Origin of the sequence: Myxosarcina sp. GI1 (assembly GCF_000756305.1) — a bacterium.
Taxonomy (GTDB): Bacteria; Cyanobacteriota; Cyanobacteriia; order Cyanobacteriales; family Xenococcaceae; genus Myxosarcina.
Window position 1 is genome coordinate 1 of the sequence record NZ_JRFE01000064.1, and the last position, 15,793, is coordinate 15,793.

At 36.7% G+C, this 15,793-nt stretch carries 17 protein-coding genes; 6 read left to right on the forward strand and 11 right to left on the reverse strand.

The features are described from left to right. Positions 1-164 precede the first annotated feature (164 nt). Complete coding sequence (locus tag KV40_RS31265; protein ID WP_036489649.1) at positions 165-476, forward strand: hypothetical protein; 312 nt, start codon at positions 165-167, stop codon at positions 474-476. 88 nt (positions 477-564) lie between these two features. Beyond that, positions 565-1,452 carry a tyrosine-type recombinase/integrase gene (locus KV40_RS31270; protein WP_036489651.1) on the forward strand — a complete coding sequence of 296 codons (888 nt, stop codon included), beginning with the start codon at positions 565-567 and terminating at the stop codon, positions 1,450-1,452. A gap of 660 nt (positions 1,453-2,112) precedes the next feature. On the opposite strand, the gene KV40_RS31275 is transcribed toward KV40_RS31270, so the two are convergent. Beyond that, a complete protein-coding gene (locus KV40_RS31275) occupies positions 2,113-3,582 on the reverse strand; it encodes a hypothetical protein (protein ID WP_036489653.1) in 1,470 nt (489 codons plus the stop codon). A gap of 302 nt (positions 3,583-3,884) precedes the next feature. Here KV40_RS31275 and KV40_RS31280 point away from each other — a divergent pair, with 302 nt between their 5' ends. Continuing rightward, positions 3,885-4,319 (forward strand): hypothetical protein, encoded by a 435-nt coding sequence (locus tag KV40_RS31280; protein ID WP_036489655.1) that lies wholly within the window; start codon positions 3,885-3,887, stop codon positions 4,317-4,319. Between the two features lie 97 nt (positions 4,320-4,416). On the opposite strand, the gene KV40_RS31285 is transcribed toward KV40_RS31280, so the two are convergent. Then, positions 4,417-5,151: a TolC family protein gene (locus tag KV40_RS31285; protein WP_253274437.1), complete on the reverse strand. Its 735-nt coding sequence runs from the start codon at positions 5,149-5,151 to the stop codon at positions 4,417-4,419. Positions 5,152-5,203: 52 nt separating this feature from the next. After that, the gene (locus KV40_RS31290) at positions 5,204-5,512 is read right to left on the reverse strand and encodes a hypothetical protein (RefSeq protein WP_052056140.1); all 309 of its coding nucleotides are present in this window, start codon (positions 5,510-5,512) and stop codon (positions 5,204-5,206) included. A gap of 304 nt (positions 5,513-5,816) precedes the next feature. Between KV40_RS31290 and KV40_RS32870 the strand changes: the two genes are divergently transcribed. Beyond that, on the forward strand, positions 5,817-8,813 hold the full coding sequence (locus tag KV40_RS32870; RefSeq protein ID WP_052056141.1) for an NACHT domain-containing protein: 2,997 nt from the start codon (positions 5,817-5,819) through the stop codon (positions 8,811-8,813). 17 nt (positions 8,814-8,830) lie between these two features. Here the strand turns inward: KV40_RS32870 and KV40_RS35520 are convergent, their stop codons facing one another. The 8 genes from KV40_RS35520 to KV40_RS31335 all read right to left on the reverse strand — a co-directional run bounded on the left by KV40_RS35520 (position 8,831) and on the right by KV40_RS31335 (position 14,079). Continuing rightward, positions 8,831-8,971, reverse strand: a complete 141-nt coding sequence (locus tag KV40_RS35520; protein WP_156114284.1) for a hypothetical protein — start codon at positions 8,969-8,971, stop codon at positions 8,831-8,833. Beyond that, complete coding sequence (locus tag KV40_RS31305; RefSeq protein WP_036489656.1) at positions 8,968-10,008, reverse strand: metal-dependent hydrolase; 1,041 nt, start codon at positions 10,006-10,008, stop codon at positions 8,968-8,970. The genes KV40_RS35520 and KV40_RS31305 overlap by 4 nt, the downstream gene beginning before the upstream one ends. 116 nt (positions 10,009-10,124) lie before the next feature. Next, positions 10,125-10,817, reverse strand: coding sequence for a GIY-YIG nuclease family protein (locus KV40_RS32875; protein WP_052056142.1), 693 nt, complete (start codon positions 10,815-10,817; stop codon positions 10,125-10,127). A gap of 17 nt (positions 10,818-10,834) precedes the next feature. Then, positions 10,835-11,350: an SLATT domain-containing protein gene (locus KV40_RS31315; protein WP_036489658.1), complete on the reverse strand. Its 516-nt coding sequence runs from the start codon at positions 11,348-11,350 to the stop codon at positions 10,835-10,837. Positions 11,351-11,388: 38 nt separating this feature from the next. After that, positions 11,389-12,204, reverse strand: a complete 816-nt coding sequence (locus KV40_RS31320) for a hypothetical protein (protein WP_036489660.1) — start codon at positions 12,202-12,204, stop codon at positions 11,389-11,391. Next, complete coding sequence (locus KV40_RS32880) at positions 12,180-12,722, reverse strand: hypothetical protein (RefSeq protein ID WP_052056143.1); 543 nt, start codon at positions 12,720-12,722, stop codon at positions 12,180-12,182. The genes KV40_RS31320 and KV40_RS32880 overlap by 25 nt, the downstream gene beginning before the upstream one ends. 299 nt (positions 12,723-13,021) lie before the next feature. Beyond that, complete coding sequence (locus KV40_RS32885) at positions 13,022-13,495, reverse strand: hypothetical protein (RefSeq protein ID WP_052056144.1); 474 nt, start codon at positions 13,493-13,495, stop codon at positions 13,022-13,024. Further along, the gene (locus KV40_RS31335; RefSeq protein WP_036489661.1) at positions 13,492-14,079 is read right to left on the reverse strand and encodes a ParA family protein; all 588 of its coding nucleotides are present in this window, start codon (positions 14,077-14,079) and stop codon (positions 13,492-13,494) included. Before KV40_RS31335 ends, KV40_RS32885 begins: the two co-directional genes overlap by 4 nt. Before the next feature lie 354 nt (positions 14,080-14,433). On the opposite strand from KV40_RS31335, the gene KV40_RS35525 reads away from it, so the two are divergent. Continuing rightward, positions 14,434-14,661, forward strand: a complete 228-nt coding sequence (locus KV40_RS35525; RefSeq protein WP_156114285.1) for a hypothetical protein — start codon at positions 14,434-14,436, stop codon at positions 14,659-14,661. A gap of 265 nt (positions 14,662-14,926) precedes the next feature. Then, on the forward strand, positions 14,927-15,793 hold an 867-nt coding region (locus tag KV40_RS31340; protein WP_036489663.1), incomplete at its 3' end, for a pentapeptide repeat-containing protein.

Consider the following 15,793-nt stretch of genomic DNA (forward strand, 5'->3'; position numbering starts at 1 on the left):
GGTTGCCTCGCCAACCGTGTCCTCTACAATAGGATAATTAAACTAAAAAGAGGAGCGACCCTGATGACGAAACGTCATCTAAGGAACGCGCTCCGATAGGAAGCTTCCCAACGACCAAATTAGTGAAGCTTCCCCAATGGTTAAAACCTAATAAAAGTATAACAATGAGCAACATCCAGATAGAATCAGATCTCAAAGAAATTCTCAACAAATTAGATAGCAAGCTAGACAATCTTCAAAGTGATGTATCAGATCTAAGACAGCAAGACATTCCCACCATCAACGTCAAGCTGGAAAACCTCAGTACCAGAATGTCTCAGGTAGAAAAAACAGTCGATAAAGTATCTACCAACGAAGAAACGATACAAAAAGATGTTTCCGACTTAAAGGGTGCAAAATCTCTAATCATTCCTATCGTGGTTGCTGTCACCACAAGCATACTAACACTGGTAATTAGAGCCATTCCCATCAGCTAATAATTACTGTCGGCTCGATTTAATTCAGGTTGGGTTCGTTTTTTTTTTGAATGAACTCAACACAACAAAACACGAATTCTGTTGTGAGATGACTATTAATACCTACCCGAAGTTGACCGACGCGAACCTTGATGTGGAATTGATTAGATTGTGGATTTCCCAAAAGTCTGCGACCACTCAAAAGACTTATGTAACTATCTCTCGGCAATTTCTTACCTTTGCGGGTAAGGAGCTACATGATGTGAAGCTAGAAGATATTTTGTTGTGGTTAGAATCGTTTCAGCTTCGTGGATTCAGCCAAAATACCATTAACAACAAACTAGCAGCCATTAAGTCTTTGTTTAGTTTTGGGGTCAAAACTGGCTATTTGTCAGCCAATCCCGCCTCGATGATTAAGACGACCAAAGCTAAAGACGCTCTCAATGAAAGGCTCTTGCTAGATAAGGAGGTAAAACAGCTAATTGAGGCTGCTGACAATCAACGCGATCTGCCTTGCAGGTACGCGAAGCGTAATCGCGCCATACTCATTCTTCTATATATTCTGGGTTTGAGAATATCTGAGTTAGTGGGTTTAAACTGGTCGGACTTTCAACCGACTGAGGACAGCGTAACCGTAACCATATTTGGCAAAGGTCATAAAACTAGAACCTTACTGATAACTCATCAGCTATGGTCGGAATTAAAGCAGCTTCCCAGGAGCGATAAAACCGAAGCGGTGTTTTTGTCGAGGTTTGGCAATCGCTTAGACCGCCACGCCATCCATCGGTTAATTAAAAAAGCGGTAGAGAAAGCAGGGATTAATCCCCATACTTCGGCTCACTGGCTGCGTCATGCCCACGCTTGCCACAGTTTAAATAATGGTGCGGGAATCGATCTGTTGATGAAGTCACTAGGACATAGTTCTCTGGCGGTTACGTCGAGATACCTGCACGTTCAGCCGTCCGAGTGTACCAGTAAGTTTATCGATTTGGATTAGTTGGGGCGATCGCTTTACTACTGAATTTGCATAAAAAAACCCTCCATACTTAATAGCTGGAGGGCAAATATCCCAATTGAATTAGCTTATTGACGATTTTCTCGAACTATTTTAATGAGATTAATTATTGCTACTACACAAATAGCAACTGCTAAAAAGAATGCAGTAAAATTTCCCATGTTGTAACTCCATTACTATTAATATTAAGCTGTCAGCTTAAATAAAAATGTAATTCAACAATCAATATTTAGGAAGTTCAACATAGTCCATTTTCTAAAAGACTTAATTTAATCTAAATAAAATTAGGTCACTCTTGGGTCAACCAAGGTCACTTTTGTAGCAAATTATTTGAACTAGGTTTGACCCATTTGAGGGAAGGGGAGGTCAGATAAATGACCTTTTCAAGTTTCATATAGTTCAGATACCTGAATTTAAAGTTGACAGCTTAACTAGGTACTAGAGTTAAAACATTGAAAATTTTATTCTTTCTAACCGCCCCATATCTTTATAACTTAAGTTAGTTAATTCATCTAATGTGTCGTTAATTAATAATCATCAAGTTCTTAGACTGTGTATATGGTTATTAGATTGACTAGATGCTTGACAGCTTAACTAGGTACTAAAGTTATGAAACTAAATTTTGAATAAGGCTAAGTATTTTTAGCAATTAATAAGTACCAGTTGATTATGTACTTTTAATTTAGTTTTGAGCCTACTATACCTTTGTCTTAATGCAGACTCTGAGGTAATTTCCAAGTCTTGCTCTAAAAGGTTGTTAGTGATTTCTTTCCAAGTAACATTTTCTTGTGGTCTGTTTAAATCCGCAATCTCCTTGTCTGGAATGTCTTTTCTATTGACATTTTCTCTGTCTCTTTCTCTTCTTATTTCACGTATGATATTGAAAGTTACGCTTTTGAACCAAGGTATTATTGATGTTGATTTTATTTGTTTTCCATCTTCAATAGCTTTTCGGGTACGCTCATAGGCAATTGTAAATATTTTCTCTGGCTGATAGGCTCTATCTAAACTAAATTTTTTTAATTTCCCTTTAGTAAATCGCCAGAGCTTTGCGCCTTCTGAATTACTCTTGAGGAAAACTTCATCAACAACTTTATTAAATTGTTGGGTTGATATAGTTAGTTCATTAAATATTCTATCCACAATCCGTACTCCATAGCTAGCAAGATTATCTCTCTTAAAAAGCTCGAACAATATAGGAGAGCCACGAGAATAATTATTAATATCTTTGCTTTTACTTAAAAACAATTGATCTTTTGACTTTTCTTTGGATAATTTGTTTTTGTAAATCTTATTCTGTTTAAGATTATCACAATCAAATTCTTCATAATTATAATTTAATTTAACATCCATAAAGATATTTTCATTAGATAGTTTTTGACTTAATTTTCTCCATGTTGGAGAACTACTTCGGGGTATTAATGACGCAATTAGTGTTGCGCTAAATGTTCCAATAGAGCTAACGAATATAATGATTCTATATATACTCTTTTTAGAGTAAAATTTTCCTTGTTCATAACCAATTTGATATTCTTTTGTTTCCCAAGAATTCATCAAACTTTTAAAAGTATTTGTACAAGAAATATATTGTTCTAATTTCTGAGCAGCTTCCCAACCTTGTAGATGACCTCTTCTATATTCTCTCGACTCAAACCTGTAAAGATATGCAAGTAATGGAAACTGATTTTTTCTATAGTCTTGTTTTCCCTGTTCATAACCAAGTACATACTCAGTTGGTCTTGCATACCAACTGTCTAAGAGGTTTCTGAGCGACAACCAGGACCAGGAAAAAGAAAAATATTTTTTTAGTCTTTGAGCAGCTTCCCAATCTTGTAGATAACCAAGTAAATAACCAATTTGTTCTTCTTGAGCAGCTTTCCAACCCTTTTGATAACCGTACTCAAAATCGTCGAAGATATACCAAAACCAGGGATTGTAAAAATTATAAAGGTTTCTCTTTATACCACGTTTAAAGTCTTGTTTACCTCTTTTGTAACCTCGATCGTATTCTGATTCTATGTGACATCCATACGCTGAAAACAACAAGCTAGATATGAAGAGGCTTTTTCCCGATCCTGTTATTCCTGAAAAATTAATTGTTATAGAAGTCATTTGTCTCTCCTTTTGATTTAATGCCTTTCAAAATCAAAACTTGCTTTAAGTTATCAGATTTATAGAAATCACTATTTCCGCCTACTTAAATATATTGATTATCTGCTAAAAAAAACAAGTTCAAAACCGTTCATTTATTAGTTCACTTAAAGGTTAACTTGAGGTCAAAAAAGTTCATTAATAATCTGACCTAGTTCACTTTTTATCCTTGTCGATATAGTGATCCTTTTAATTAAGTGATTTTTGCTAGCATTTTTTTATGCTTGACAGCTTAATAAAAAAAGAATATGGACTAGGTACTCATGGCGGATTCTTATAAACTTTCTAAAGAGGGTAAACTATTAGTCGATAATTCCAGACGGGAAAGACGTTGGAATACAAATTCACCAGAATGGATAGAAATGGCTCATACATCAGAATCTACATTAAAACGTTTTCTTCGAGGAAATAAAATCTCTAGCGATCACTTCATATCTATTTGTGAAGCTATAGGTTTAACAGAATGGCAAAAGCTAGTAGATTGGGAGGATAAGGACAGCACAAGAGTTGGTTCATTCTCAACTCAAACCCCCACAGTACAAAAGACAGAGCGCAAAACTAGAGGAAGAGTTGTTGTTAGTGGAACTTTTGACGAAGGCATCAGGGAAGAAATTGATATTGTCGTTGAACACTTAAAAACCCTGCTAACAACTTGTAATGTGACTATCTCCCCATCTGATAATGACAAAATTGATTAAAAATTTTAAGTAGGGCGCGATCGCCCTACCTTCCATCTCTAATATCTGCTCGTCATCTCAGCAGTAAATGACCTCTCGTTCTGTCCGACGAGAATCTTTACTCTGCTGACTTTTGCCCTATTAGATGCAACAGCTTCCGTACAGACTCATCTTTATCTATCGATAAATTAGTCAACTGCTCGGTCAGGCGATCGCGCCGATTCTCCATGCCCAATATCTGACTCGTACTACCCCTACCGTACTTATAAGCAATCCTCACCACTTCCCGCTGCTGCTCTAAAGTCTCCAGTTGAGATGACAGCAACTCATGTTTGCGGTTGGCAGCTTCATAGTCTAAGAGTAGGTGCAGCACTTCATCTTCTAGCTTTAGCTTTTCCGCTTCCTGCTGCCGCTCTAGTTCGGCTTTGGCTGCCAGTAAGTCTGCGGTTCTGATTTCCAGATTGGCGATCGCTAGATTATCTCGCTGCATACCGCCACCGCCAAAGAGATTTTGAATAATGTCTACGGGATTGGTAGTAATGTAGTTAGTCCACTTCTTCTTGCTGGTGTAGTCGATTCTGTCTTCTGTAACTGCCAAGCGTCGCTCGATTGCGGTAATTCGATCGCTCGTCTGCTGGAGTTTATTTGAGTTGGCGATCGCTAGTTCTGTAAGTCGCCCTACACATTTATTACTGCTGTTGGAGCAGGGGAGATTCTTGTCTTCTTCGCTCTCGCTCGGCTTCTCTGTCCGATCTGACCATGAGGGTAACTTCGGCTGTGAGGCTGCCATCTGGGGATTGACCGAGCCAACGAACACGGCGAACAGTACCAGCATAGGGAGATTTAACCACACTAAGGGTAGCGCTCGCATTAATTAATTACTCTTGATTAGAATTACAACCTTTTTAATCTTTCAATTCTTTAGTAATTTCATACAATCGATCGTTAGTTTCTTTGCTTAGTTTCAGAAAATGCACACTTAAAATATTAGAGGCAAAACCTCCAGCAGTAGTAGCAGTTCCTTGTGAAATTTTGCCAGAATAAACTAGCCCGATTCCTACGATGCTTACAACAGCACTCACTATTGTTAAAGCAATGGCAAGGTTAAAGCTCCAACTGGCTTGACGCAAACATTCCTGAATTACCCATTTCTCCATTGCGACGTACTGGATTGTGTCAGAGGCTTTCTCTAGTAAGGGTTTTTTGCGAGTCATATCTTTTAGTCATACACAACACCTTTAGAGTGCCTTCTGTTATGTATGAGTTGGGATTGAGAGAAGTATGATTTTCTTATTGCTATGTATAAGTTAGTTAAGTAGTTAGCTCAGATGTTTTTTCGACTTAGTTTGGTTTTCTGTAAAGCCAGCTAGGTAATTATTTTAGGTGATTTTTCAGCTTAGCTTGATTTTCTATTTTATTAATTTATGTTAAATTAATTGACAAAAAAAGTTCTTTTAAGTATAGTCAATATCTATTTGTCAGATAAGATTAATAGTTACACTTCTTAATATTAAAGCGATGGGAATAAAATCGCTAAAGGCTTCAGAACAAGGAATAGCGAAAGCCAAAAAGGCTATGACTTCATCTAAACTACAGCAAAAAGACTTAATTGCAAGAATAGATTGTTCTCGTCAGCCAGTTTCTAAATTTTTTAATAGTAAACCAATTTCTTCAGAATTATTTGTTAAAATTTGCGATTCACTTAATTTAGATTGGGAAGAAATTCGAGAAAATGAACAAACCACGCAAGATATAGATACTTTAGTCAGTGAGGTACGACAAAAAGCACAGACAGACATTGTAGAAAGATGTGGCACAATGCGAGTGTTAGATATGCGTCAACCGATAGGGTTGAATGATATTTACACTGATGTATATCTTCTAGAGAAGATTACAGGAAGCCAACGCTTAGAAATTGACCAACTTAGCCGTGATTATAATCCCGATTCAGATGATTTTGACCGTCACTGGCTGAATAAGCGCGAAAAACGAGTATCGGGGATTTATATTGTTGATAAATCTTCTAAAGTTGTTATTTTAGGCAAGCCAGGTTCAGGAAAAACTACCTTTTTGAAATTTCTGTGCTTGCAATGTATTTCAGGAGGTTTTCAACCTAAGAGATTACCAATTTTTATTTCTCTTAAAGAATTTGCTGAAAAGAAAGGAAAACCAGACTTGTTAAACTTTATACAGCATAAATTTGAGCATTTTTCCGTCACTAAAGAAGAAATAATGAAAATATTAACTTATGGTAGAAGTCTAATTGTTTTAGATGGATTAGATGAAGTTAACGAAGAAGATAATGAGCGAGTAATTAATGAAATTGCAAATTTTTCTTATACCTATTCATTAGCGTCAAATGTTCAAAAATATCTAAAGGAACATTCCCATAAAAGAGATAGTATACAAGAAAAAATCAAGCAAATTAAAAACAAAAAAGAGAAGAACACACGACATAGTAAATTAGTCAACGAACATTACAAAACATTAAAAAATGTCTTGTGTAACGAAGAAGAGTTAAAATATAATATACATAATTTATTTGAAAAAATAAAACAGTTTGAGAAGGAAGAAATAGAAAAAAAAGAAATAGAACTAGAAAATATTCAAAAAAATTTAGAAACTAAAAAGAAGCAGTTCAAAAAATTTAACGGACAAAAAGAATTAAATAGTGAATTTGAAGATTTAAAAATTAAAACTAAATATTTAGAAAACAAAAAGAAAATACCCGATAAAATCAAAAGAATTCTAGAGTTTTTAGAAAATCTGAAAAAAGAAATTCCAAAAGCTTGTCAAGTCCTAGAATATAAGCAAGATAATGAAGAAATTAATAAGTTATTAAAAAATAGTGAATCTCCATTACAAAAGTGGCAAAAAAATCCTGAATTATTTCTCAAAATTCTTCAAGAAGAAAAACTCATTCTCAAAAGTTTAGAAAATTTCGGCAACCATTTAAATAAACAAATTGAGCAGAAGGAGAAAGAGTTAAAAGAAAATTATCCCGATCTTAATAAATCTCAAGATTTAAGACAAAAATTTATTTCCAAACGCTTCCCAGATACAGTTTATGAAACTCATTTTGTCATTACTTGTCGCATTGCATCTCTAGACTTTAATTTCATAAGATTTACTGAAGTAGAATTAGCAGATTTCAATGACCAGCAAATACAAGTATTTGTACACAAATGGTTTGCTCAAAAAGATCCAGTCAAAGAGAATAACTTTTTACAACAACTATCTCTAAATGATTCCATAAAAGAATTAGCAAATTCTCCCCTTTTACTAATATTACTCTGTCTTGTTTTTGCTGAAGTGGGTAATTTTCCAAAAAATCGCTCAGATTTATACAATGAAGGTATTAAGATCCTTCTTGAAAAATGGGATATAGAACGAAATATTTATCGAGATCAGATTTATAAAAACCTAACAAATAATCGTAAGCAAGATTTACTCAGTCAAATTGCTTTCATAACTTTTGATCGTAAAGACTACTTTTTCAAACAAAAAGAAGTAGAAAAACATATATCTACCTATATCCAGAATTTACCTGAAGCTAAGACAGATCCAGAGATTTTAAGACTTGATAGTGAAGTGGTTTTAAAATCAATTGAAGCACAGCATGGATTATTAATTGAACGAGCGAGAGGAATTTATTCTTTTTCTCATTTAACCTTTCAAGAATATTTTACTGCTAGAAAAATTACTGAGACATCAAATCCTAAAATGTTAGAAAAATCTCTTAGAAATTTAGCTAGTCATATTCAAGAAAAACGTTGGAGAGAAGTATTTTTATTGGCAATAGGCTTATTATCAAAAGCTGATTTTTTAATACAAAATATGAAAGAACAAGTTGATTTAATTGCCGCTCAGTATAGAGAATTACAATCCTTATTAGAATGGGCACATCAGAGAGCTTTTTATCTTCAGTCTTCCGAAAAACTATCCACTATTCGTATCCACTATTTAACTTTAGCTTTTCAATTGTTGAAGATTACTCCTATTAATCTCCCCTCTAATTATCTAAAGGATTTAATAAACACAATTAAAGTTTCATCTCAAGCTGAATTAATCCGTCAATCTTTTGTGTTAGATAGCAAACTCTCTGAAGCCTACTACTTACCTCGAAATCTTCGATATAACTCAAAATTTGCTATTGTGATAGCCAAGTCGAATAATAATATTTTAAAGTTTCATTTCGATGGTAAATGGCTAAATATCTTGAAAAAGCCAATTCCCAATCCAGATAATAATCAACCGCTTTTTGAGACTTGGTGGAAGTCTAATGGAAAATCATGGACTCAACAATTAAATTTCTTTTTTTCTCAACAACCTAAAACTATCCCTAATTTCAACTTAGCGTCAGGTCAACTTGCACTATTAAAGCAGTATTACATCTCCAATGAATTCCTTTTAGAATGCATGAATACTAACTGTGTAATCGACCGAAAAATTCGCCAAGAAATTGAAAATAGCTTATTTCTTCCCATCAGTGAAATTGATGTGCTTGTTGGATAAAGGGTTTGAATAGCAACTTAGACAGTTATAGAATCATAAATTTGATTTAGATAACGATCTTTATCTCCAACATCCTCATTGCATACTGCTCCTTCAAAATCGCGATCGCCCGTTCCAATACATAAAGATCGCCTTTTATCTCTAAGAGAGAATGTCAATTAAACCTCGGCTGTGGTTGAACTATCTTTGCTTCTAGAGTTCCCACTGCATACTGTTCTCGTAAAAGTAAAATTGCCTCATCTAAGTTTTGCCATCTAAAATTGAGGGTCGAACCTGTTAGGGAAGCCGTGACGTACTGCTTGGGCTTGATTGAGATGTTTACTTCTTCAGGAAAATCTATACCTAACTGACCGCTGAGGAAAATTACCGAGTTAGGGTAGGCTTGGCGAAGCTCCAGCAGTGGCGCGATCGCATTCTCATCAGCAAAGCTAAGATTTTTAATTTCGGTGGTAGCATCATCGCCGACGCTGGTAGAAACTTTTTTAGTAATTATTTGTTCTCCCGTCTTGTAGATTCCCTCACCATTGGTAACTACAAATTCGCTGCCCTCAGTGCCAACAATCCAATATTTACCGTCGGCACGGGTGCGATCGCTCGACCAAACACCCCTAACTTGAGCATAGACATGATTGGTTGCAGCATTCTCGTTATAGACAGCAATTACACCATCTCTCAAACCTAGATTCTGACTGACTTTGGTGGTTAAACCCCCGCTATTGCCGAGATAAATTCCCAGAACTAATAAAGCAGTTGCGATCGCTAAAACCCACAGTTCGCCAGCCCCGCCAGTTTTAAGCCTCCGTCGCGGATTACTAACGCTGATTGCCCAGGCTGGTTCGGGATAGAAAAGTTGAACACCCTGCTTGGTAAATGTATCCGAGAAACAGGCTAGCAGATGTCCGAAAGGTAAAGCGATCGCCGTCATGATATCCCCTAGTAAAAAGTGGCTGACAGCGAGACTAACCAGCGCGATCGCCGCCGTAGCTAGCAGACAATGAGTAATACTTCTGTGGGGATACCTATCTTCTATCCAAGAGCTAATCGGAAAGAAGATTTTACCAATAGTTGATGTGGTGGTGTCCAGATCGGGAAGCTGCGAACCAATTACAGCTAAACAAAGCGGTAAAGGTTCGGCAGTTCCTAAGACTAAAGATGTTCCAGCAGCGGCGATCGTTGCATGGGTTACGCTCATCATAAGCGGTAAAGAGTTGATTTACTTTACCAGTCTGGCTTTTGGTAGGGCGATCGTCAGTTATTTAGCTCACTGTCTGACAAAATCAACCAAGTCAGGGTAGATATTTTGAAAATAAATTACTTATTTCTCTTATTTTTGGTATAAAAAAATTTGTCAAATTCTCGTTCTAAATACTTAATACAATAAGTACATTGCTCACTTAATGTTAACTTTTTTATTGCAGACTTTTTACCAACTAAATCTCTATATAATTCTACTAATATTTGAGAGCATTTACGAGTATCAATCTGCAACATATCATCTATGAAATCTTGAAGATTGACGGTTGATTCAGTTTCATAATTACAATCTATATCTACTAGCTTCATACAATAAACAATTTCCTGAGAAGTTAGAAAACTTGGTATATATCCTGTTTCATTTTGTTCGAGGAAATATTGTAAAAAATATTCTTCAGGATTGTCAGCGTGCCAGTATTCTTTAATACTTTTTCCTTCTTCAGAATTTAATATTGTTGATAGCTCAAACCATTCGCGAAAAACTTGTTGTCCTTGATATACTCTATGCAACAGTTTTTCGTAACCTGTTGGGTATTTACTACAGAAACAATCTTTTAATTCAATTGGAAATGGGCTTTGTCCTTGAAGTTCTTTTATTCTTTTTTTCAATCTCCTTGTATATCCAATTTTGTACCGATTAGTTCCTAATGCTCTAATTAAATAAATAAAACCTGATTGCGATACAGTATTTTGCAAGTATTCTATTATCTCTTCATTACTTGCATCATATAAATGCATTCTTTTTGACATAAAATTGTTTTTAAATTTTAAGAATGTTTATTTTTTGCTCTTTCTGATATTCTATTTTTTGCTTTTGTAAAATCATGTTCTGATGGAATGCAGGATTTGTATGTATTGTTTGCTTCAAGATATTTATTTTGTAAAAACTCAAATTCTTCAATAAATTCATCTACAGTTATTAGTGCATCTTTAAATTTGGCTAAAAGAGTACCAGTTTTACGATAAATATTAGTATATAATGCACCAGCACTAAGATGTAATTCAGATTCTTTTTCCCAGTTAAAAAATGTTTGAACCCCAGCCAAAGCTGCACCAACAATTGCCAAAATTTTGATTGCTATTATCAAATTATCTGGATTATCTACAAAAAACAAATTAATTAAGGGAGAAAAAATCAAAAAATTGGCTATTACAATACAAAGTCCAAAAAATGTATGCTTTCTTTTTTTTCTTTCGGCAGCATTAAAATGTGCAGTTTTAACTTTTCTAGAGTCTCTTTCTAAATCTAATAATTCTTGATAAATATTTTCAGCTTTATTCATGATATTCATATTATTATTGTTCTATTTATCAAATACTGTTATTGTCCTAACCTCTTCCTCGCTCCTCGTACACTACCCAACTGCTTCAACGCCATCCCCGTAACTAAGCAAACACCGCCAGTTATATACAAACCCTTATTTCCCGTACCCATGCCGATAAACCGCACGATACCAAAAGCCATCAGTGCAGCGATAATCACTGGCATGATGACCACATATTGAGTGTGTTCTGGTTTATCCTGCTTCAGCCCCAGAGCCTCATTTTTGATAATCTTCCTCGCCAGCATCGGGTTACGTCCTGCCAGGGGTTGCAGTTCGGCTAGTCGAGATTGGTTAACTTGTAGTCCTACTCTTTGAGCTTCGGCTGCCATAACTAAACGAATGTGGGCATCGCTAGGCAGTTCTAGCTCAATCTCTAGCATTTCGAGAAAGATGTCTCGCCCTGGATTGGCGACGGCAAAACAGACGATTCTCACGCCAGCAGCCATCATGTCTTCTAACCAATATCTGATAGAAGTAGTTAACCGCTTGGCTTCTGGGAATACGAGTAAGGTGTCCTCCCCAGAGTTGACGAGGATTTCTTCTTTCAGACCATCAACGGTTAACGGCTTACCTTCATCATTTTCTGTCGGACAATCTAGCTGCATGGCGATCGCGATAAAGAATTTTTTCAGAGAGCCTTTGTAGGTAGCGATCGCACAATTAAATTCTGCTGACATCGTTTCGTGAACGGCGATCGCAAAATCATCTTCACCCGTTCCCGTTTCACCAAGCACCAGAATTGAGTTACCAGCACGAACGGCAGCACAGACTTTATCAAACTGTTCGCCTAATTCCCTTGGGGTTTGCGCCACTGACTTAACAGCCGATCTGCTAACTCCCCTGGCGTGAACTTTGGGTTGGCAACCTCCCTTACTGCCTGGATCTTTTCCCGCAGATCCTCTGGTAGTTCTTCCTCTGTTAGACGATTGGCTACTTCTCGTTTGACCAAGTGAGGCATCGCCAACTCACGGGCTTTGAGTTCTGCCGCACCCCGAACCAGACCATCTAAATCGAAATTAGCAGTAGGTTCTTCAGGCTCGATATAAATATCATCTTCTTCGGGATTTGTAGCTAATTCGTTATTACTTGAATGAACTAATGCGCCAGATTGAAATCCTTCGCTTTTTCCTGTTTCATTAACATGAGAACGTAAAGCTCTAACCTGTTCTGCTTCCTCAAAGGTAAGGTAAGCTTTTTTGTCTTCATCCTTGCTTGCGGTGATGCCAAGGAACTTTAAATCATCGTAGTAAGTTGACTTTTTAAGGTCTAATTCAGCCATCAGATCGTCGGGGCGAACGATATCAGCAGTAATGGAATTCTGGACACTCATAAAAATTTTTTCTAATTCGACTTACATATTATGTACTGGCTAAAGAAATTTTTCTGTGATGTGAGTCTGGAATTCCAGAGTATATCTGGAACAGGGGCGTTCTGCTAGGTTATTTTTTTAGCTTCAATCTTTTAAATTCATTGGTAAATTGATGCTGTTGCCTTCATAAATTCAGTCATTATCAATAAAAATTTTGTATTAGTGCAGTATGAAAATGAAAAAGTACTATTTTAATTGGTAATTTTAATTCATACTTTTATTAAGTTTCTAACGTTAATTTGCTAGGGGATAAACATTATTTACGGCAATTCGTCTTTTCGCCTTGGCGAAATTTCGGACATCCGAAAATCTATATTTTCGCCATTTCGCCATTTCACCCAGGCAGCAAGGAGAAAATCCACCAATTCGGATTTATCTACATTAATACCCTCTCGTTTGAGTTTGATTAGTTCATCCTCTATATCCAAGTCAGTTTCTTTGCGGATATAGTAGGTTCGACCAATCCAGTCAGGATCGCTACGCTTGCCCGTAGCTGGTCTACCTCTTTTTTTTGTTAGTTCTTCTGCGATCGCTGTTTCTGGCGGTTTCTCCTCTGAGGCTGGTTTAGGAGTAGTCTTTTTAGTTGATGTTTCGGTTTTGGCTTTAGATTTGGTTTCTTTTGGAGGCTGAGATTGAGAAACGGGTTTTGTTTCTGATTTAGATTTAGTTTTAGCTGGTGTAGATTTTTGGCGGTTTTGAGCCAGCTTCTTAAACATATCGGCTGCATCACTCATGACATAATCTCCTTACCAACTTGCTCGTAGTCACCCCAGGCGATTTTTGCCATGCGGTCTTTAACTTCGTAAACTGGTACTCCCATTAGTGCCGCTTTCTCATAGGCAATTAACCGTCTAATCTCCGTGTCAAATAATGGGACTTCTGCTAAAGCTGCCCTGGCTTGCTCTGCCATTTTGACGGGTTTGGGGTGAACCATTGTGAGTAAGATTCGATAGCGATCGCTTTCTAGTTCCTGAAGTAAATCTACCGTTTGCAGTAGGGCATCGATCGCCAGAGCATCGGGAGTAGTAGGCAAAACTAATAAGTTACAACCATCCGCTAAAGCTCGTAATTCATCTTCATCGGGACGGGCAGCAGTATCGATGACGATATGTTCGTACTTCGGACTATATAAAGCAGCTTGCATCAAGTCCACCACCTTAAAAGGAAAAGCACCCCGTTTACTCCAGCCCGTAGCACTGCGGTTGGGGTCGCCATCAACTAATAAAGTCTTGCCCAACTGGGAAAAATAACAGGCAAGATGCACGGCAGTAGTAGTTTTGCCGATTCCCCCCTTAAATCCAGCAACAGTAATCAACAATTTTCATACCTCGAAGTTTGCAGACATCTAAGTGTATAGTCACTTGCTGCCAATGCACCTTGGCAAATTGTTAAATTTTCAGCTTTCCGTATTTTCGTCTTGGTGAATTTTCGGCTTTTTGAATTGGCGAAAATACAGAACATTTAAACCTGTAAGTTCACTATTAACTGTAGCAATCAACTTTAAATCTCATAGATATAAAGATATTTATGAAAACTATTTTGAAGCTCTTTTATTTCTTCAGGTCAGTGAAAAAAGAAAAAAATTGAATGGCATCGTTTTACTAACTATGCTCAAAACTATTTAGCTGATATATCAATTATAAATATCAGAAATAAATGTAAAGAAGAAAAAATGACCATTAACCAAAACAACCTAGTGACAATAACAATTGTCTTATCAGTAACGCTAATTGGAGTAATCGCTCTGGCTAGAAATTCCGATACAGAAATCGATATCAAATTGGGCGGTGACACATCAGTAAATATCAAAGGACAGCGATCGCTACCGCCACCATTAAAAACAAATGACTGCCCACCTAGTGCGGAGAACAGCCATCGTTTGAATTGTGATAATCACTAACTATATGAGTCGTCAAACTCATACAGTTGAACTGTTTGCTTAAATAATCTATGCTCTGAAGCTTTACTGCAATAAAGTTTTGGAGCTTTTTTATTATCTTAGTATACGATCCTGCTGTTGGTACTGGTACTTTTTGCGATCGCTCTAGTCCCCACGGGCGATCGCTCTACTGTGTTGTAGTCGGTAAACAGTGTATTCTCATGGCTACACACTATCATTTGGTAAAATACGCTTTGTGATATAAATAGCGACACAAACTGTTAATATGCCCAGGCGATCGCGTCTATCTATTCCCCACGAGCTTCATCAAATCAAAGCACAGGAAATCTACGAACAGCGCATAACTAAGGGCAAAAATGGTAGTCCTGAAGGGGATTGGGAAACGGCTAGAAGATATTTAACTAGGTATCCCAAGGTTGTTAGAGCTTGGAAACGCAATCGAGCGATCGCCTTTTATCGTCAGCTACCCAGATCGTTTTTTAGAAGATTGACGCGATCGCTAAAAACTTTGATAGGTGTAATTTGGAAAATTTTGACTTTCCCATTTTGGTTGTTTTATAAGTTACCCCAACTATTTGCTAATTCGGAAACCAGACCATTTGCTCTCGATGTCGTTAAGACCATCATCTCAGCAGCGAGTTTAATTGCTGCCATTATTGCTGCCATTGGATTATTTGTTAATTATCAAGATGCTTTAAAAGACAGGGAACTTACTCAAGAAAGATTGGTTACAGACCGCTTTGCCAAAGCTATAGAACAATTAGGTAGTGACAAAGAAGAGGTTGTCCTTGGCGGAATTTATTCTCTAGAGAGAATTGCCAAAGATTCTCCTAAAGACCAATGGACGATTATGGAAGTCTTAACTGCATTCGTGCGAAAAAATTCTCCAATACCACCAGAAATTGAAGAACTAGAAGATGGTTCAGAAGATCAATTAAAAGCATTTGAAAAACTCGAACCAGTCAATATTAAAATACAAGCTGCTTTAACTGTAATTGGACGACAAAATCCAGAGCAAGACTATACTTTAGATGAAGACCCCGAACTAAAAACTGAAAAACTCGATCTGAGCAATAGCAACCTTAATGGTGCCAATCTTAATGGTGCTGACCTTAAGGGTGCCAACCTTAAT